18 protein-coding genes are annotated in these 17,387 nt (G+C 71.5%); 13 read left to right on the top strand and 5 right to left on the bottom strand.

Going from position 1 to position 17,387, the window contains the following annotated elements; genetic code table 11:
- Window positions 1-59: 59 nt before the first annotated feature.
- Together ACIBI9_RS22310 and ACIBI9_RS22305 are read right to left on the bottom strand one after the other, a co-directional pair.
- Entirely contained in the window at window positions 60-752 is a 693-nt protein-coding gene (locus ACIBI9_RS22310) for a DUF2786 domain-containing protein (RefSeq protein ID WP_397224065.1), read from the bottom strand.
- An 11-nt stretch (window positions 753-763) separates the two neighbouring features.
- On the bottom strand, window positions 764-2,005 hold the full coding sequence (locus ACIBI9_RS22305) for a hypothetical protein (protein ID WP_397224064.1): 1,242 nt from the start codon (window positions 2,003-2,005) through the stop codon (window positions 764-766).
- Between the two features lie 595 nt (window positions 2,006-2,600).
- Between ACIBI9_RS22305 and ACIBI9_RS22300 the strand changes: the two genes are divergently transcribed.
- From ACIBI9_RS22300 to ACIBI9_RS22285, 4 genes are all read left to right on the top strand, one after another.
- A complete protein-coding gene (locus tag ACIBI9_RS22300; protein WP_397224063.1) occupies window positions 2,601-2,885 on the top strand; it encodes a hypothetical protein in 285 nt (94 codons plus the stop codon).
- A 147-nt stretch (window positions 2,886-3,032) separates the two neighbouring features.
- A complete protein-coding gene (locus ACIBI9_RS22295; protein WP_397224062.1) occupies window positions 3,033-4,202 on the top strand; it encodes a cytochrome P450 in 1,170 nt (389 codons plus the stop codon).
- An 18-nt stretch (window positions 4,203-4,220) separates the two neighbouring features.
- Window positions 4,221-4,976 (top strand): HAD family hydrolase, encoded by a 756-nt coding sequence (locus ACIBI9_RS22290; RefSeq protein WP_397224061.1) that lies wholly within the window; start codon window positions 4,221-4,223, stop codon window positions 4,974-4,976.
- Between the two features lie 134 nt (window positions 4,977-5,110).
- A complete protein-coding gene (locus ACIBI9_RS22285; protein ID WP_397224060.1) occupies window positions 5,111-5,374 on the top strand; it encodes a DUF4031 domain-containing protein in 264 nt (87 codons plus the stop codon).
- Between the two features lie 45 nt (window positions 5,375-5,419).
- Here the strand turns inward: ACIBI9_RS22285 and ACIBI9_RS22280 are convergent, their stop codons facing one another.
- Complete coding sequence (locus ACIBI9_RS22280; RefSeq protein ID WP_397224059.1) at window positions 5,420-6,166, bottom strand: metal-dependent phosphohydrolase; 747 nt, start codon at window positions 6,164-6,166, stop codon at window positions 5,420-5,422.
- Between the two features lie 93 nt (window positions 6,167-6,259).
- On the opposite strand from ACIBI9_RS22280, the gene ACIBI9_RS22275 reads away from it, so the two are divergent.
- Window positions 6,260-7,438, top strand: a complete 1,179-nt coding sequence (locus ACIBI9_RS22275) for an alpha-hydroxy acid oxidase (protein WP_397224058.1) — start codon at window positions 6,260-6,262, stop codon at window positions 7,436-7,438.
- A 4-nt stretch (window positions 7,439-7,442) separates the two neighbouring features.
- On the opposite strand, the gene ACIBI9_RS22270 is transcribed toward ACIBI9_RS22275, so the two are convergent.
- Window positions 7,443-8,678 carry an ROK family protein gene (locus tag ACIBI9_RS22270; RefSeq protein ID WP_397224057.1) on the bottom strand — a complete coding sequence of 412 codons (1,236 nt, stop codon included), beginning with the start codon at window positions 8,676-8,678 and terminating at the stop codon, window positions 7,443-7,445.
- A gap of 108 nt (window positions 8,679-8,786) precedes the next feature.
- On the opposite strand from ACIBI9_RS22270, the gene ACIBI9_RS22265 reads away from it, so the two are divergent.
- From ACIBI9_RS22265 to ACIBI9_RS22235, 7 genes are all read left to right on the top strand, one after another.
- Window positions 8,787-10,001 carry an ABC transporter substrate-binding protein gene (locus ACIBI9_RS22265; RefSeq protein ID WP_397224056.1) on the top strand — a complete coding sequence of 405 codons (1,215 nt, stop codon included), beginning with the start codon at window positions 8,787-8,789 and terminating at the stop codon, window positions 9,999-10,001.
- 31 nt (window positions 10,002-10,032) lie between these two features.
- Entirely contained in the window at window positions 10,033-10,956 is a 924-nt protein-coding gene (locus ACIBI9_RS22260) for a carbohydrate ABC transporter permease (protein ID WP_397224055.1), read from the top strand.
- Window positions 10,953-11,786, top strand: a complete 834-nt coding sequence (locus ACIBI9_RS22255; RefSeq protein WP_397224054.1) for a carbohydrate ABC transporter permease — start codon at window positions 10,953-10,955, stop codon at window positions 11,784-11,786. The genes ACIBI9_RS22260 and ACIBI9_RS22255 overlap by 4 nt, the downstream gene beginning before the upstream one ends.
- Window positions 11,783-13,723 (top strand): beta-galactosidase, encoded by a 1,941-nt coding sequence (locus tag ACIBI9_RS22250; RefSeq protein ID WP_397224053.1) that lies wholly within the window; start codon window positions 11,783-11,785, stop codon window positions 13,721-13,723. Before ACIBI9_RS22255 ends, ACIBI9_RS22250 begins: the two co-directional genes overlap by 4 nt.
- 105 nt (window positions 13,724-13,828) lie before the next feature.
- Window positions 13,829-14,248 carry a hypothetical protein gene (locus ACIBI9_RS22245; protein ID WP_397224052.1) on the top strand — a complete coding sequence of 140 codons (420 nt, stop codon included), beginning with the start codon at window positions 13,829-13,831 and terminating at the stop codon, window positions 14,246-14,248.
- Between the two features lie 50 nt (window positions 14,249-14,298).
- Entirely contained in the window at window positions 14,299-14,613 is a 315-nt protein-coding gene (locus tag ACIBI9_RS22240; RefSeq protein ID WP_397224051.1) for a hypothetical protein, read from the top strand.
- Between the two features lie 59 nt (window positions 14,614-14,672).
- A complete protein-coding gene (locus ACIBI9_RS22235; RefSeq protein WP_397224050.1) occupies window positions 14,673-15,923 on the top strand; it encodes a hypothetical protein in 1,251 nt (416 codons plus the stop codon).
- A gap of 1 nt (window position 15,924) precedes the next feature.
- On the opposite strand, the gene ACIBI9_RS22230 is transcribed toward ACIBI9_RS22235, so the two are convergent.
- The gene (locus ACIBI9_RS22230) at window positions 15,925-16,497 is read right to left on the bottom strand and encodes an RNA polymerase sigma factor (RefSeq protein WP_397224049.1); all 573 of its coding nucleotides are present in this window, start codon (window positions 16,495-16,497) and stop codon (window positions 15,925-15,927) included.
- 182 nt (window positions 16,498-16,679) lie between these two features.
- On the opposite strand from ACIBI9_RS22230, the gene ACIBI9_RS22225 reads away from it, so the two are divergent.
- Window positions 16,680-17,381 (top strand): Crp/Fnr family transcriptional regulator, encoded by a 702-nt coding sequence (locus ACIBI9_RS22225; RefSeq protein ID WP_397224048.1) that lies wholly within the window; start codon window positions 16,680-16,682, stop codon window positions 17,379-17,381.
- The last annotated feature ends 6 nt before the right edge of the window (window positions 17,382-17,387 follow it).

Here is a 17,387-nt window from a genome sequence, read left to right as displayed (position 1 = left end):
ATTCAGGCCGGCCGGCGTCCGGGCGAGCCGGCGTCCGAGCGGCCGACGCCCGGGCGGGGTCAGCGGCCGGGGGCCAGCTCGGGCGCCGTGTCGGTGGTCATTCCGGTACGGCCGAGGTCGGCGCGGCGGCCGGCGGCCACCCCGTCCCGGTAGCCCGTGCCGCTCGTCCTGGGGACGCTCACCCGGATGTCCGGATAATGGGCGGCCACCGCCCGTTCCACCTCGGCCCGGCGGTCGGCCAGGACGAGCGCGGCGCCCGTACTGGCCCGCTCCGCCTGGGACTCGGCCACGCACAGCAGCCGGTACACCTCGTCCGTGAACCCCAGCAGCCACGACCGCCGGTAGGCCCGCACGGCGGTCACGCCGTCGGGCAGCCGCACGCGGGCCAGCCCGCTCGCCATCTGCAGCAGCAACGACGTGGCCAGCAGGTCGGCCCGCTCCAGGTCGGCCGCGAACCCGAACACGTGCACCCGCTGCCCGCCCTCGCCGCGCCCGATGAGCAGGGGGCGGCAGCGCACGGCCTGCGCGACCAGGCTGACGAGCCGGGCCTTCTCCCTCGCCCAGGGGTTGGCCAGGGTGACGACCCGGTCGCCGGGCGTCTGCCGGGTGCCCGCCGGGGGGAGCGAGTCGATGCCGTGCTTGGCCATCAGCGCCGAGGCGGCCGCCATGAACGTCGCCCGCTCGTGCTCGTTGTCGGTGCGTTCGGCCTTGGCCAGGAGTTTCCTGACGCGCTCCAGCGTGCGCTCCCGCAACCGCGCTCCCCCTACAACTTGGTGGTCAGCACCCGCCCGTCGTCCGCGATCGCGGGGAAGGCGCCCGTGTCGACGATGCCGTGCTGCTGGAACAGCGCCTCGATGAGGGCGTGCGCCTGCGGCTCGAGCTTCCACAGGGCACGATACTCGCGTGCCGTGGCCAGGGAGATGCCGATCTCCTGGGCGATGTCCACCGTACGCGGCACGATGCCCTTGGCGATCTGGCGGTCCCAGAACGCGCGGGCCTGGCGCATCAGCGCCGCCCGCTGGGCGGTGTCGACGACCTGCGGGGTGGTGTCGAGCACCTCGATGTCCTCGTCCTCCTCCTCGACGAGCTCGGCCAGCGCGGGCGGCAGCGCCGGGCGGGCGGGCACCGGCTGCTGCTCGGGCTCCGGCTCCCACGGCACGCGGGGGGCGGCGTCGATGAGGGCGCTGGTGTTGTAGAGGGCGGCGATCTGGGCCAGCAGCGCCTCCTGGCGGGCCTGGTTCACCGCCAGCCCGGTGTGCTCGACCGCCTGGTCCATGGCCTTGTCCAGCTTGGCCAGCGCCACGCGCATCTTGCGCTCGGAGGCCCCGTTCTCGCGCAACGCCTTGGCCCGCTTGGCGGCCAGCGCGACCCTGGTCAGCCGGCGGTGGGCGTCGACCTCGCTCGCCGTACGGTCGCTGACCTCGGCCAGCCCGATCCGGACCAGTAGCCGCTCGGGCGTCAGACGCCAGTTGATGCGGCCGGTGCCGCGGATGCGGTGCCGCTCGATGGCCATGCCGCGCTCCCAGAGCCAGGCGGCGACCAGCGGCGCGGCGAGCCTGAACACCGCCTCGGGCAGGCTGCGCGCGTCCATGCTGGACAGTACGGCGGTCAGGCAGGTCAGGGCCCACACGGCGATGCCGTCGATCCCGGCGGAGAAGTTCTCGCGCATGTTGCGGCGGGCCCGCACCGCGCTCGTGATGATCGCGACCTCGATGAACGCGAACAGCAGCAGCCGCAGCGGCCCGTCCAGGCCGAGCACGTCGCCGGAGAAGCGCCACATGCCCTGCGCGGACACGCCGGTGGCGATGGAGGCGGCGACGATGGTCAGCACGTCCTCGATGGGACGGGGGGCGACGTACCGGGAGAACAACCAGGCGGTGGCCCGCCAGACGATCCTGAGAACCAGGAACGCCAGCGCCAGCCCCGCCAGGCTCAGCAACGCGATGACGGCGGTGGCGAGCGGCTTCTCGGTGACGAAGGCTGCTATTTCCTCAAATGTCGGCATCTGTCACTATCCGTGGGGGCTCAAACTCCGGCTCTATGCGACGAGATCATCGCAGAATGTCGCCATCTTGTACGCCAAACACCATCTGCCGCCCCATTTTGCCCCTGTTTCACTGCTGTTCCGTCACCTTCCCACGATCCGCCTCCCCACCGGTCGCGGCGCCCCCGAGGGCGGATCAGCACACGGAGCGCAGTCGCGGACCGACCGCATGAAGCGGAACGACGGATGGACCAGCGCACAACGGGGGGCGGCGCGGGCGCAAAGAGGCGCGCACTCGGTGCAGGGGGTGGAGCGGCGCACCGGACCAGAGCGGCAAGCGGGCCGGAGCGGGACGGCGAGCGGCGCACGCGGCGAAGCGACGCGCCGGACCGGAGCGGCGGGCGCGGCGGGAGCGGGGGCACGGCGGGTGGAGCGGGGGGCGGTGGGTGGAGTGGGGGCGGTGGGAGGCGGGGCGGTGGCGGAGTGGCATACGGAACGTGGTCGTACGCCGGCCGAGCGACCGGTGGGGAGGTGGGGTGACGTTGGGGATAGAGGCGTGGAGTGGGGGTGGTCGGGGGGCGGGGGTGGGCGCACAATGGGCCGCGAGGAGGGGATTGTGAGCAAGCGATCACGCAGACGCCGCGCTCTTCCCAGCGGCGCACCCGCCTGGATGCCCGGATACGGGCCCGGCGAGCCGCACTGGCCCGGCGAGAGGGACTTCCCGTTCGACGACCCGTCGGAGGGTGGCGAGGGTGGGGTGCGCGAGCCGCGCAAGCCCAAGCCCGCCCCGCCGGCGCTGTCGGCGGAGGCCCCGGTGCCCGAGCCGCCCGCGTACGCCCGCGATCGGACCGAGCCGCCGCCCGGTGAGGTGACCAGGGTTCTGGCTGGTCAGGAAGCGTAGGACGGTCCCATGGGAGGGGCGGTGGGGGCCGCGAGGGTGAGGGGAAATTCGTCCTTTGGGAGGGCAACATCCGCCGCTCCGGATGGGACCATCTATGGAGGGATTTATCCCAAGATGGCGTGATGTATCCCAGCAGGACGGATATCGATGTCAGACAATGAGTTCCCCCTCGTCCAGTTCATGCGCGACGGGTTCGACCCCGTGGGCGAGCTCGCGCGGATCCGGGCCGAGCATCCGGTCTTCCCCATGGAGATCCCCGGCAGCCAGACCGTCTACCTCGTCACCCGCTGGGAGGACGTGCGAAGCGTCCTTGGCGACCACGAACGCTTCAGCAACGACTTCGCCGGGGTGATCGGCCTGGGCTCCAACCAGGAGGACCCGGGCGGCCTGGGGTTCCGCGACCCGCCCGAGCACACGCGCCTGCGCAAGTACCTGACGCCCGAGTTCACCATGCGCCGCCTGCGCAGGCTGGAGCCGCGCATCGAGGCGATGGTCGAGGAGCACCTGGACCGCATCGAGGCCAAGGGCTCCCCCGTGGACCTGGTCGAGGAGTTCGCGCTGCCGATCCCGTCGCTGGTGGTGTGCGAGCTGCTGGGCGTCCCGTACGAGGAGCGCGCCGGCTTCGTGAAGATCAGCAAGGACCGCTTCGACTTCACGGCCGGGCCGGAGGCGTCGCTGCAGGCGATCAACGACGCCATGGCCTATCTGACCGACCTGGTCGCCCGGGAGCGGCAGAACCCCGGGGAGGGGCTGCTCGGCCAGCTGCTGCGCGAGCACGGTGACGAGCTCGACGACCGTACGCTCGCCAGCATGGCCGACGGGCTGCTGACCGGCGGGCACGACACCAGCACCAGCATGCTCGCCCTGGGCACCCTGTGGCTGCTTCAGAACCCCGAGCAGGCCGCCAAGGTCCGCGAGGTCGACGGGTACATCAACGACGTCGTCGAAGAGCTGCTGCGCTACATGACGGTCGTGCAGGTGGCCTTCCCCCGGTTCGCCCGCGACGACCTGGAGCTGCACGGCGTACAGATCAAGAAGGGCGAGATGGTGCTCTGCTCGCTCACCGGCGCCAACCGCGACCCCGCCCTGGGCGACGACATGGACCAGGTGCGGCCCGGCAGGGAGACGGCGGGCTCGCACATGGCGTTCGGCCACGGCATCCACCGCTGCATCGGCGCGCCGCTGGCGCAGATGGAGATGCGCATCGCCTTCCCCGCGCTGCTGCGCCGCTTCCCGGGGCTGCGCGTGGCGGGCGAGGTGCCGTTCAGGGAACTCGCCATCGTGTACGGGGTCAAAGAGCTACCCGTCGCCTGGTAGAGCAGTTACGTTCGCAATGTGAACGAGCCTGTCATCGATCTGACCACGATCAGCGCCGTCCTGTTCGACACCGACGGCGTGGTCACCGACACTGCTCGGGGGCACGCGGCCGCCTGGAAGCACGTCTTCGACGCGTTTCTGCGCGGCCGCTCGACACCGTTCGACATCCGCGACGACTATCTGCGCTACGTGGACGGCCGCCCGCGCCTCGACGGCATCCGCACCTTCCTCGAGGCACGCGGCATCACGGTGCCCGAGGGGTCGCCCGCCGACGAGCCCGGCGCGGCCACCGTGCACGGGCTCGGCCTGGCCAAGGACCAGATCTTCATGGCCCAGGTGGAGAAGTACGGGGTGGCCGCGTTCCCGTCCACGGTCTCGCTCCTGCACGAGTTGCGGCAGCGAGGCGCGCGTACGGCGGCCGTCTCCGCCAGCCTGCACGGTCGCAAGCTGGTCACGTCGGCCGGTGTGCTGCACCTGTTCGACCTGGTGGTGGACGGCAACGACGCGGCCCTGATGAACCTGCCCGGCAAGCCCGACCCCGCCCTCTTCCTGGAGGCGGCGCGCCGGCTGGCGCTGCCCGCCGTCAAAGCCGCGGTGGTGGACGCGGCGCTGCCCGGGGTGGAGGCGGGCAGGAAGGGCGGGTTCGGGCTGGTCGTCGCGGTGGCCAGGGACGGGGCCGAGATGGCGGAGCTGGGTTCGGCGGGCGCCGAGGTGGTGGTGTCGGACCTGAGCGAGCTGGCGGTCCGCGGCAGGGTCCCGCCCACGACCGCATGACGGCGTGACCCCAGGCCGAGCGGTCCCGCCACGCGACGGCGTGACCCCAGGCCGAGCGGTCCCGCCCTCGACGGCGTGACCCTCACCCTGGACAGCGTGAGCGGGCCGGTGGGAGCGGCTCTACCCTTGACGGCGTGACCGTTCTCATCGACCCGCCCAACTGGCCAGGGCCGCGCGGCCTGATGTGGTCGCATCTGATCAGCGACCGCTCGCTGCAGGAGCTGCACGACTTCGCCTCCCGGCTGGGGGTGCCGGAGCGGGCCTTCGACCGGGATCACTACGACGTGCCGGAAACCGTGCACGCCCGGGCGGTGGAGCTGGGGGCCGAGGCGGTCAGCTCGCGCGAGCTGCTCCTGCGGCTCGTCGCGTCCGGCCTGCGCCGCCGCAAGCGCCGCTGACCCGGCTTCTCACGACCAGCCGCGAGCGCCGCTGACCGGCCGCCGCTACTGTGCGCCCTGGCCCGACGTGAGCGACTCCAGCTCGCGGGTCATGTTCGACCGGGCCCGCTCCTCCCACAGCTCGCGGGCGCGTTCGGTCCGGTAGAGGCTCGGTACGGCCAGCAGCCGGCGCAGCACCTCGGCCCGTCCCGCCCTGAACAGGTCGTCCGGCACGTGGGCGTACTCCTGCCGGATCCGCCCCGCGTAGTCGTCATAGCCCGGCAGCCCGAGCACGGCCAGGTCGGCGTCGCACAGGACGGCGCCGTCCTGGTCCCCGGCGGCCAGCGTGTCGTGGGCGGCGGTGAGGCGTACCAGCCTGGCCACCTCGGCGACCCGTGCGGCGGGCACCCCGCACCTGGGCAGCCTGGACTGCGCGAGCTGGGCGCTGCGCTCCTCGTCCAGGCCCGGCCGCCCGTCGTAGACGGCGTCGTGGAACCAGGCGGCCAGGCGCACGGCGGACAGGTCGTCCGCCGAGGCCGCGAGCTGCGCGATCCCGGCGAGCACGGCGGCCAGGTGGTCGAGGGTGTGGTAGCGGCGGTGCGGCTCGGACCAGCGGGCGATCAGCTCCGCCCCCATGGCGAGGGACGCGGGAGAGTCCCCCGCGAGCACCGCCCAGTCCCGCGCCAGCGCCACCGAGTCCCCAGCCGACGCCGCCCGGTCCCGCGCCCGCTCCGCCGAGCCCCCTGCCAGCTCCGCGGAGCCCCCTGCCGGTGCCGTCCAGTCGCCTGCCGGTGCCGTGGAGTCGTCGATCACGGTCTCACCGTACCTTTTGGTAACGTCCAAGACATCGACGGGAACGCGAAGGAACCCCGGCGCCTGCCCCGGTGGCGGGAGCTGCGGGCCGTCGTGCCCGGGCGCCCGCGGCTGTCCAGGGCGCGGCGGGTGGCCGACGCCGCCGACATCGCCGATCTCCGGTTGCTGGCCAGAAGACGCGCCCCGCACATGGTGTTCGACTACGTGGACGGCGCGGCCGAGGGCGAGCTGTCGATGGCCAGGGCGGTGGAGGCGTTCCGGCGGGTGGAGTTCAGCCCGCGGATCCTGCGCGACGTTTCGGAGGCCCCGACCGCGGTCGAGATCCTGGGCAGGCGGATCGCGATGCCGGTCGTGCTCGGGCCCACCGGGTTCACCCGGATGATGCACCGCGAGGGCGAGCGGGCCGTGGCCAGGGCGGCCGAGCACGCGGGCGTCCCCTACACGCTGTCCACCATGGGCACCACGACGGCCGCCGGCGTGGCCGCCGCCGCGCCCGGCGGGTGGAACTGGTTCCAGCTGTACGTGGTCCGCGACCGCGCGCGCAACCTGGAGACGCTCTCCCTGGCCCGCGAGGCGGGCATGGACGTGCTGGTCGTGACCGTCGACGTGCCGGTGGCCGGGGCGCGGCTGCGCGACGTGCGGCACGGCCTGACGGTCCCGCCGTCCCTGCGCTGGCGCAGCGCGCTGCAGGCGCTGCGGCACCCGGCGTGGTGGTTCGACTTCCTCACCAGCGAGCCGCTGAGGTTCGCCACCATCGAAGGCGCCCCCGACGATCTGCCCGGGCTCACGAACCTGATGTTCGACCCCTCCGTGACCATGGACGACCTGGAGTGGATCCGCTCGGCGTGGCAGGGGCGGCTGCTGGTCAAGGGCGTGCAGCGGGTCGACGACGCCAAGGACCTGGCGGCCCTCGGGGTGGACGGCCTGGTCGTGTCCAACCACGGCGGGCGGCAGCTCGACCGCGCCGCCACGCCGCTGGAGCTGCTGCCGCAGGTGGTGGCCGCCGTGGGCGATCGCACGGAGGTCTTCCTGGACGGTGGCGTCCGCAACGGGGCCGACGTCGCCGCCGCGGTCGCGCTCGGCGCTCGGGCGTGCTTCATCGGCCGGGCCTATCTGTACGGCCTGATGGCGGGCGGCGAGGCCGGGGTGCGGCGGGCGCTGGACCTGCTGCGCGCGGAGCTCGTACGCACCCTTCAGCTGCTGGGCGCCGGCGGGATCGGCGCGCTCACCCGCGACATGGTGCGCCTGAGGGATTCGTCAGGACTTGATTGAAGTACTACGCGAGACTGCTCACGGTCCCCTGGAACGCCGCCCCCTGGAAGAACGGCTCCAGCACCAGCGTCGCCGCGCCCAGCGCCACGGCGTCGGGGCCGAGCCGGCCCAGCACGATCGTCTCGGGCTGGAACGGCTGGGCCTGCGTGTTGGCCGCGGCCGACCCCCTGATCTCCGTCAGCATCCGCCCGCCCAGCATGAGCCCCGCCCAGCCGCCGATGACGATGCGCTCGGGGTTGAACAGGTGGACCAGGCTCGACAGGCCCACGCCCAGCAGTTCGACGCTCTCGGCGATGACCGGGGAGCCCTCGTCGAGCAGCCGGGCCAGCGCGGCCTCCTCGTCGGCGGAGTCGGCCACGACGCCCGCGCGGTCGAGGATCGCCTCGGCCCCCAGGTACGCCTCCAGGCAGCCGCGCGCCCCGCACCGGCAGGCCCGCCCGCCCGCGACCAGCTTCAGGTGCCCGACCTCGCCGGCGGCCTTGCCCGCGCCCCGGTAGATCTGCCCGTCGGTCACGACCGTGCCCCCGACGCCCGAGCCCATCAGCACGATGATCGCGTCGCGGGTGCCCTTGCCCGAACCGAACCAGAGCTCGGCCTGCCCCATCGTCTTGGCGCCGTTGTCGACGAACAGCGGCAGCGACGTGCCTGCCCGTAGGAGCGCTCCCAACGGCACCGCCTGCCAGCCGAACGTCTTGGCCCGCACCAGCGCGTCCGGCCCCGGCTCGACGATGCCGGGCACGCCGACGCCGACGCCGAGCACCCGTTCGGCCGGCACCTCGCTCTCGGCGATCACCGTGTCGACGCCGGCCAGGATGTGGCGGGCGACCAGCTCGGGGTCGTGCTTGGCCGAGCGGACCGCGTAGTGGGCCCTGGCGAGCTTGGTCATCTCCAGGTCGAACAGCTCGACGCTGACCTGCGTCTCCCCCACGTCCACGCCGACCGCGTACCCGTAGGCGGGGTTGACCCTGAGCAGCACGCGGGGCCGGCCGCCGTCGGAGTCGACCTGGCCGGCCTCGACGACGACGTTCTCGGAGAGCAGGTCGCCGGTCATGGTGCTGACCGTGGCCGGGCTCAGCCCGGTCGCGGCCGACAGGTCGTTGCGGGTGGCCGGGCCGCCGAAGTAGAGCGCGCGCAGGAGCATCGCCCGGTTCCCCCTGCGAAGATCCCGTACGGTCCTGCGCCCTGACGTGCCCATTCTCGTCCCCGCCTCTCCCGCGATCGCCTCGCCATGGTAGTTCACCAGCCGAAATCGCCATGACCCGGTGTTACCGAAGCGTTTCCGGTCGGCTCCTGACTTTTTTCAGAGCTTAGATTATGGTCTGGCCATCCCCCCGAAGAGGAGATGACTATGAGCCGAGGACTCGTGCGAGGCGTCGTCGCGGCGGCGCTCGCGGCCGGACTGGCCGCCTGCGGCAGCGGCGGCGGCAGTGGCGGCGACACGGACAAGACGCTGACGTTCTGGATGTACCAGGACCGCACCCCGCAGGCCGGACAGGTCATCGAGAAGGTCCGCAAGGACTTCGAGAAGGCCAACCCCGGCGTCACGGTGAAGCTCGTCAAGATCCCCAAGGACGACTACAACACCAAGCTCGGCAGCGCCGTGGCCAGCAAGAGCGCGCCGGACGCGGGCATACTCGACCAGCCCCTGGTCTCCAAGTACGCCCTGGACGGCACGATCAAGGAGGTCCCCGCCGGCCTGATCGACGAGGCCGGCTTCTACAAGGGCGCGCTCGACACCAACCGCGCGAACGGCAAGCTCTACGGCCTCCCGCAGGACCAGACCACGGTCGCGCTCTTCTACAACAAGAAGCTGGTCCCGACCCCGCCCAAGACCTGGGACGAGCTGAAGCAGACCGCCGCCCGGGTGCACGCCGCCGACGCCAAGGTGGCCGGCATGAACGTCCCCAAGGGCGACGGGTACGGCGCCTGGATGTTCCCCGGCGTCGTGCACGGCGCCGGCGGCCAGATGGTGGACGACGCGGGCAAGAAGGTGCTGTTCGACCAGCCGCCCGCGGTGGAGGCGCTGCAGCTCTGGGTGGACCTGCTGAAGTCGTCGCCGCGCCAGATCACCGACTCGGACAAACCCTTCGAGAACGGCCTGGCCGCCATGACGATCTCCGGCCCCTGGGACGTGCCGACGATCCACGAGCAGTTCCCCGACCTCGACTTCGGCGTGGCGCCGCTGCCGTACAAGACCGAGCCGGCCGGCAACATCGGCGGCGAGGACTCCGTCGTCTTCTCCTCCAGCAAGAACGCCGACCTGGCGTGGAAGTGGCTGGCCTTCCTGGCGAACGAGACCAACAACGGCGCGGTCGCGGACGCCTTCGGCGGCTTCCCCGTCAACCTCAAGGCGCAAGTGGTCGCGGGCGGCCCCGAGCAGGCGGCCTTCCTCGAGCAGCTCAAGGCGGCGCACGCCCGGCCCGCGGTGCCGCAGTGGATCCAGGTCAACGACGAGATCATCGCCCCGGCGATCGAGTCGGCGCTGACCGGCAAGGTCACCGCCCGGCAGGCGCTGACCGACGCGGCGGGCAAGACGCGCTCCCTGCTCGGCTGGAACGGCTGACGTGGCCGCACCCGCACTGGCGGAAGCGCAGGTGGCGACCAGATCGCGGCGGCGGCCGTCGGCCCGCCGCCGCGACCGGCTCATCGGCTGGCTCCTGGTCGCCCCCGCGCTCGCCTATTTCCTGATCTTCCTGCTCTATCCGGCACTGTCGGCGCTCTACTACAGCTTCACGGACTGGAACCTGCGCTCCGACGCCGCCTGGGTGGGCCTGGCGAACTACGCCGACCTGCTCTTCGACGACGTGAAATTCCCGCACTTCTGGAAGTCGGTCGGCGTCACGCTGCAGTACACGCTCATCGCGGTGCCGCTGACCATGGTCTCCGCGCTGGCGCAGGCGCTGCTGCTGAACGCGATCCGGCGCGGGGCGAACCTGTTCAGGCTGCTGCTGTTCCTGCCGGTCGTCACGGCCGAGGCGGCGGTCGGCGCGATCTGGCGCTGGCTCTACGACCCGCAGTACGGCCTGATCAACGCGGTGCTCGGCCTGTTCGGCATCCCCGGGCAGAACTGGCTCAACACCCCGGAGCTGGTCATCCCCGCGCTGGCGTTCATCGCGGCCTGGCAGTGCGGCATCTCGATGATCATCTATCTGGCCGGCCTTAAGGGCATCCCCGGCGCGATCACGGAGGCGGCGATCATCGACGGGGCCGGCCCCTGGCAGCGGTTCTGGCGGGTGACCTTCCCGATGCTCCGGCCGACCACGTTCTACCTGCTGGTGACGGGGGTGATCGCGGCGCTGCAGGTGTTCGGCCTGGTGTACGTGATCTTCTCCGGCAACGGGCGCAGCGTCACCGGCGGCCCCGAGCAGTCGGGCCTGACGTACGTGCTCCACCTCTACCTGTTCGCCTTCCGCTACGACGCCATGGGGGCGGCCTGCGCGATGTCGTTCATCCTGCTCGTCTTCATCATGATCGTGACCGCGCTGCAGTTCCGGTTCGTCAAGCAGGAGGCGGCATGAGAAAGGCCCCCATCTACGTGGCGCTGGTGCTGCTGGCGGCCGTTTCGGTGGTGCCGTTCCTGTGGATGCTGGCCACCTCGGTCAAGCACGGGCAGGACATCTACAGCAAGGTGCCCAACCTGCTGCCGCTCGACAAGAAGACCGGCGAGTGGGCCGCGACGCTGGACAACTACGACTACGTGCTGGACGTCGGCGGGCTCGGGAACGCGTTCGTCAACAGCGTCTGGGTGTGCGCGATCCTGGTGCCGGCCAAGCTGCTGGTGGACGCGCTGGCCGCGTACGCGTTCGCGCGGATCCCGTTCCCGGGCCGCGACAAGCTGTTCGTGATCATGCTGGGCGGCATGATGGTGCCCGCGATCACGCTGCTGGTGCCGCGCATCCATGTCACGCAGGCGCTCGGCATGTTCGACTCCGGATGGGGGCTCATCGTCCCGAACATCGCCTCCGTCCTGGACATCTTCCTGCTGCGGCAGTTCTTCCTGTCGATCCCGGCCGAGCTGGAGGAGGCCGCGCTCATCGACGGCGCGGGCCGCATGCAGATCTTCTGGCGGATCGTGCTGCCGCTGTCGAAGCCGGTACTGGCGGTCGTCACGATCACCAGCTTCCTGTTCCACTGGAACGACCTGGTCTGGCCGCTGGTCGTCACCAACGACCCCGAGCTCTACACGCTGCCGCTGGCCTTGCAGCAGCTCGTCGCCAGCCCCGACGGCGGGCGGGCGTACTACATCATGGCGGGCGCCACGCTCGCCGTCCTGCCGGTGATCGCCGTGCTGATCGTCTTCCAGCGCCGCATCCTGCAGGGCATCGCGTTCACCGGATTGAAAGCGTGAGGAGAACAGACGTGCTCATCGACGGGCAGGTGCTCGTGACCGCCGACTACCCCTACTACCGCGACGACCCGGCCGTCTGGGCCGATCGGCTGCGGGCCGTGCGGGACGAGCTCGGGATCGAGGTGGTCACCTGCTACCTGCCCTGGCGCCACCACCAGCCGGAGCCGGGCCTGGCCCCCGACTTCACCGGGGCCACCCACCCGGCCAGGGACGTCGTCGGCTTCCTGGCGCTCTGCGCCGAGCTGGGGCTGCGGGTCATCGCCAAGCCGGGGCCGTTCATCCACGCCGAGGTGGGCTACGGCGGGCTGCCCGACTGGGTCTGCCCGGACGTGGACCCGTCGATCGAGCCGCTGCTCGACGCCGAGGGGAAGCCGTCCCTCTGGTCGGACGGCTCCGTCTCCCGGCCGCTGCCCGCGCCGCTGGGCGCCGCGTTCCTGGCCAGGACCACGCAGTGGCTGTCGGCCGTGGGCAAGGAGGTGCTGGCGGGCGCGGATCCGGTGGTCGCGCTGCAGATCGCGAACGAGGGCGTCTACACCAATGGGGCCCGGCCGCTGACCGCCTACGACTACAGCCCGTCCGGGCTGGCGTTCTTCCGGGACCGGCTGCGCTCCTGGTACGGGACGCCGGAGGCGTACAACGCGGCGCACGCGACGGCGCACGCGGACTGGGCCGAGGTCGAGCCGCCGCCCGGGGCGGGCGGCCTGCTCGCGCGGGCCGACTGGGGCCGCTTCCACGCCGAATACCTGGCCGAGGTCTACCGCGTCTGGGCCCAGGCCGTCGGCTCGGCCCTGCCCGTCTTCGTGAACCTGAACCCGCCGACCGTGCCCGAGCTGGACGACTGGCTGGCCAGGGTCAGGCCGCGGCTGTGGGGCGGCATCTCCTACGGGTTCACCAACTGGATGGGCGTGGTGTCGGCCGACCGCGACGCCCAGGCCCGCTACGTGATCGCCGCCAAGCTCGCCCCCGGCCCGAACCTGGAGGAGAACTGGGGCTTCTCCCGGCTCTACGACCCCGCCTACATCGACGGCGCGACCAGCTTCCATCAGTCGCTGCTGGCCATGGCGGCGGGCGCGACCGGGTTCAACGTCTACACCGGGGTCTCCACCTCGGGCTGGGCGCCGGAGCTCGACGCGGCGCACGAGGGGCCGTACCCGGACTGCGCGCCGATCGACGCGGCCGGCTCGCCCACCGGCAAGGCGCCGGTGGTGCGGGCGCTGGCCGACTTCTTCGCCGCGCACGGGACGGAGTTCCTGGAGTGCGCGAGCACGGCGCGCGACGCGTTCGGCCTCTACCTGCCGTACGCCGGGATCGCGGCACTTTCGGGTGCTGACGGACCGGGTTGCGGACGGGCGCTGCGGGCCTTCCACGAGCGGATGCGCGAGCGCGGCCTGGAATACGCGCTGGTCGACCTGGAGGACGTGACGGCCGGGGAGCTGAGCGCGTACCGGTCCGTCACCGTGCCCGGCGGCCCGTTCATGCACCGGAGCGTGCAGCGGCTGCTCGCCGAGTACGCCGCCGCAGGCGGCCGGGTGCTGGTGGACGGGCCCGTCCCCACGCTGGACGAGAGCCTCGCGGCGTGCGCCCTGCTCACGCCGTCGGCGCCGCCCGCCGACGAGGACGGCTCCATCGTCCTGTACGGCGCCGCCGATGCCTTCCTGCGCAGCCACCCGGACCGGGACGTCCACTACCTGATCGTGCTCGTCCAGACCGGCAACAAGGGGCCGATCGGCGTGCGGACGCCGTACGGGACCGTCGAGATCGCCGCCGCCGACGGCGGCGCGGCCGTGCTGCGCCTGACCGGCGGCGGGCTGGGCGATCTGGTGGTGAAGGGCGTCAACACCTACCTCTCGTCCGCGGTCGCGGCCCGCGTGTCGCTGAACGACGAGAGCGTCGTCACGGCGGGCCCCGGCGACCTGATCATGATCGCCGGCGTCTGACCAATGCCCGGCATTTATTGACAGAACGGGCACGTATTTCGCCGCTTCGGTTGCCGCTCTGCTCCTTCACACGGGGACGACGTTCCCACCGGAAAGGAGATCGGAATGGCAACCGGAGAATTCCAGGTGATGAAAGTACCGGCCGAGCAACTCGCCGGCGTTCTCCACGGCCAGGTTGTCGATCCCGGCGCGCAACCCACGAACGTCGTGCACCGTAACGAGGGCTGGACCGTGGACGTGAGCTGGGAGGTCGCGGGCGAGCTCGTCGACTGGCTGGCGGGCCGCTGGAATTTGGAGATCATCGCCGACCTGCTGGGCGGCGGTGAGACCAGGCACCCCTCACCCCCTGTCGAACTGACCTTCACGCCTGGCTCGGGCAGATACACCGCTTCCGTCCCGATGCGCGGCCAGCTCTCCCCCGGCACCTATGACCTGGTGGTCAACCTCACCACCACGACCGCCGCCGGCACCGCGGGGGCGCTCGGCGGCTTCGTGGTGATCAGCAAGATTGTGGTCAAGGACTGAGGGCCGCCGCCCCGGGCGGCGTGCCCGGGGCGGCCGTGGATGGAGCCGCCATGTCTCTGGTGCTCAACCCCGTGTGGTGGGATCAAGGCCGGCCGGGTCCCGTGGCGATGGGCGCACTGATCGCCACCGACCGCCTGCTGTCCTACGTGACGAACGAGGAGACGGTCTTCACCCTGGCCCGCGCCGACATCCGGGCGAGCTGGCGGCCCCTGCGCGTCGACCTCACCTGCGCCGGGCGCCGCTTCCGGCTGCGCTTCCTGCCGCCGGGTGCCCTGGTGTGGCCGACCGGCGTCCTGCAAGCCCGCCGTAAGTCACGCGCCCTACGCTCCTGGCTGGCGGCCACGGGGGAAAGACCGGCCGCCTGACGTATCTGGCGCCGCTGGAGACGCTCTTATCTCCTCGAGGCGAACTAACGGGAGACCCCATGTCCGACACTCCGATGACCGCGGACGACGTGCTGCGCATCGCCGCTTACAAGGACCGGAGCCCGGCACTCGAAGCGATGGTCATCGCCTACAGCTACCACCGCGTCGCCGGGGACCTCGCCCAGCACCTGGGCAAGGACGCGAACAACTGGTACTGCTACGCCACCTGGACCTCCAAGGCCGTCGGAGAGAGCCTCGACCTCAGCCCCGACTCTCCGTTCATCCTGGACTTCGGCCGCAGGATGCGGGTGCCCCACCGGTTCAGGAGGGTGTTCAGGGCGGTCCTGCTCACCCTGCTCGGGCCCAGCTACCAGCTGGGGCTCGCGCTCGCCAACCGGGCCATCTTCCTGGAGACCGCCAGCCTCGCGGTCAACCTGTGGAACGACTCGCCCGACCGTTTCCTCAAGGTCAGCCCGGAGTCGGACCTGACGCCGACGCCGCCGGAGTTCCTGACGGACCTGCTGGCCGAGGCCGACGCCCGCTACCTGAGGGACGCCGCGCAGCTCCTGGTCGAGGCCAAGCAGACCGCCGACCCCGGCGCCCGCGCCGAGCTGATGTTCGGCGCCTGCGTGGCGCTGTCCGCCTACGAGCAGGCCCGCGCGCAGAAGGCCCTCGAGCTGGTGCTCTACCGGCCGGTCCGGTGGCTGACGCGGGTGTCGTGGCGGTCGCTGCGCTCGCTGGTGACCCGGCGGCGCTTCCCGAGGTTCCGCCTCTACGCCGCGCGACACGAGGACCAGCCGTGGCTGACGCGCTGGCTGGAGGGGAAGTGGTCCTCGCTCTACACCCGCCACCTGTTCGCCGTGCAGACACCGCTCAGCGACATCAAGGTCGGCCGGCCGCTCACCGCGCCGGAGGGCGTGGACATGGAGCAGGTCTGGGCGCCGATCCAGAACGAGAAGGTCCGCAAGCTGGCCGAGGAGTTCATCACGGCCGACCAGGAGGCGTCCACGGCCGGAGTGGCCGACTGGGTGTCCTACCGCGACCGCATGCGCTTCATCGTCAGCTATTTCCGCGTCTACCAGCACGTGAGCGCCCTCTATGACGTGCCCTTCGCCAAGGACGTCGCCGACGGCCTCGCCCTGGAGATGGAGCGCGGGCTGGTGCCCCAGGCCGTCAACATGATGCTCGCCCGGGGCGGCCGCAAGGTCTACGAGTATCCGGCGGAGAGCGACCCGGACGCGTTCGAGATGGCTCACTTCGACTTCGAGCCGTTCCTTGAGGCGATCCAGCTCGACCCGTCGGCGAAGTGAGTCAGTCGAGGAAGTCCCTGGTGATCTCGCGGGCTTGCAGGAGCCCGCGGAGCTTCGCGAACGTGCGGGCTCGGGTGGGCCCGATGCTCCCGACCGGCCTGCCCAGCCTGCGCGCCACGTCCACGTAGTGCGGCTCGGAGGTTTCCGTGAGCGCTCTGAACAGGACCCGCTGCGCCGCCGGCAGCTCCTCGACCAGTTCGTCGAGCGTGCCGGCCAGCCAGATCCTGGCCAGCTCCCTGTCCACGTCGTCCGTGCTGCCCAGCGTGTCGAGGTCAGAGGTGCAGATCTCCTTCGTCCGCTTGGTGAGCTTCAGGCACTCGCGGAAGGCGATGGTGGCCAGCCAGCCCGCCATGCGCTGGCCGTCCTCCACGCTCCTGAGGTTCTGCCAGGCCAGCAGCCAGGTCGTCTGGAGCACGTCCTGGGCGTCCTCGTGGCTGAGCCTGAACCTGCGGATGCGGGCCTTGAGCATGGGGCTGAACTCCTCGATCAGCCGCTCCCACGCCATGGCGTCGCCGTCCTGGGCGGCCGATACGAGGGTGGCGGTATCGGGTCGTTCGATGGTGTCCACGTACATGTCGATCTCCCTGCCGGGCCGAGTACTAGGGGGGTCACCATCACCGCCCGGCATCCCAACGGTGCGCCGAGTGATCGTCAGGGGCTGTCTCGCGCGTGACAGTCCCGATGTGTTCCTCATCACAATCGGGACATCCAGGACGGACGACTGTTCGTCCGCGGGATGCGGCCTAAAGTTCTTGCATGAGCGGGTTCCCGAACGATGTTCAGCCGGTGGCCTCCGTGCTGGCGGAGATCCCGCTGTTCCGCGTACTCGGAGAGAGCGGCATCGAGAACACGGCGCGGGCCGGGATGTCGAGGCGATACCGGGCCGGGCAGATCATCATCCACCAGGGGGACCCGGGAGAGTCCCTCTACGTGGTGCTGGACGGCCTGGTGAAGGTGGTGTTCACGACCGAGCACGGCGACGAGATCGTGCTCAACATGCTGAGCCGCGGCGACACCTTCGGCGAGCTGGCGCTGCTGAACAACTCACCGCGCTCGGCGTCGATCGTGACGGTGCGCCCCGCGTGGGTGTTCGCGCTGCCCAGGGCACGGCTCCTGGAGCTGATGCGGGAGCACCCCGGGCTGGCCGACGAGTTCCTGCGCATGCTCGGCCACATGGTGCGCAGGCTCACCGACCAGGCCGCCGACCTGGCCTTCCTCGACCTGGGCGGCCGGCTGGCCAAGCTATTGCTGCAACTGGCCGACAAGCACGGCCAGGACGACGGGGTGGTGGACCTGCCCGGGTTGACCCAGTCCGACCTCGCCGCGCTCATCGGCGCGTCGCGGCCGGCGGTCAACCGGGCGCTGCAGTCCCTCGTGGCGAGAAACCTCATCGCCGTCAAAGGCCGGGCGATCACGCTGCTGGACGTCGCCGCCCTGCGGAAACGGGGCGGCCTCTGACCGAAA

The organism is Nonomuraea sp. NPDC050451 (assembly GCF_044458585.1).
This window is presented reverse-complemented; position numbering and strand designations above follow the sequence as displayed.

Excerpts from the sequence above, each read along its gene's own strand:
- ACIBI9_RS22305 (WP_397224064.1), bottom strand. The coding sequence starts at position 2,005 with ATGCCGACATTTGAGGAAATAGCAGCCTTCGTCACCGAGAAGCCGCTC.
- ACIBI9_RS22295 (WP_397224062.1), top strand. The coding sequence starts at position 3,033 with ATGTCAGACAATGAGTTCCCCCTCGTCCAGTTCATGCGCGACGGGTTC.
- ACIBI9_RS22265 (WP_397224056.1), top strand. The coding sequence starts at position 8,787 with ATGAGCCGAGGACTCGTGCGAGGCGTCGTCGCGGCGGCGCTCGCGGCC.
- ACIBI9_RS22255 (WP_397224054.1), top strand. The coding sequence starts at position 10,953 with ATGAGAAAGGCCCCCATCTACGTGGCGCTGGTGCTGCTGGCGGCCGTT.
- ACIBI9_RS22245 (WP_397224052.1), top strand. The coding sequence starts at position 13,829 with ATGGCAACCGGAGAATTCCAGGTGATGAAAGTACCGGCCGAGCAACTC.
- ACIBI9_RS22240 (WP_397224051.1), top strand. The coding sequence starts at position 14,299 with ATGTCTCTGGTGCTCAACCCCGTGTGGTGGGATCAAGGCCGGCCGGGT.
- ACIBI9_RS22235 (WP_397224050.1), top strand. The coding sequence starts at position 14,673 with ATGTCCGACACTCCGATGACCGCGGACGACGTGCTGCGCATCGCCGCT.
- ACIBI9_RS22230 (WP_397224049.1), bottom strand. The coding sequence starts at position 16,497 with ATGTACGTGGACACCATCGAACGACCCGATACCGCCACCCTCGTATCG.
- ACIBI9_RS22225 (WP_397224048.1), top strand. The coding sequence starts at position 16,680 with ATGAGCGGGTTCCCGAACGATGTTCAGCCGGTGGCCTCCGTGCTGGCG.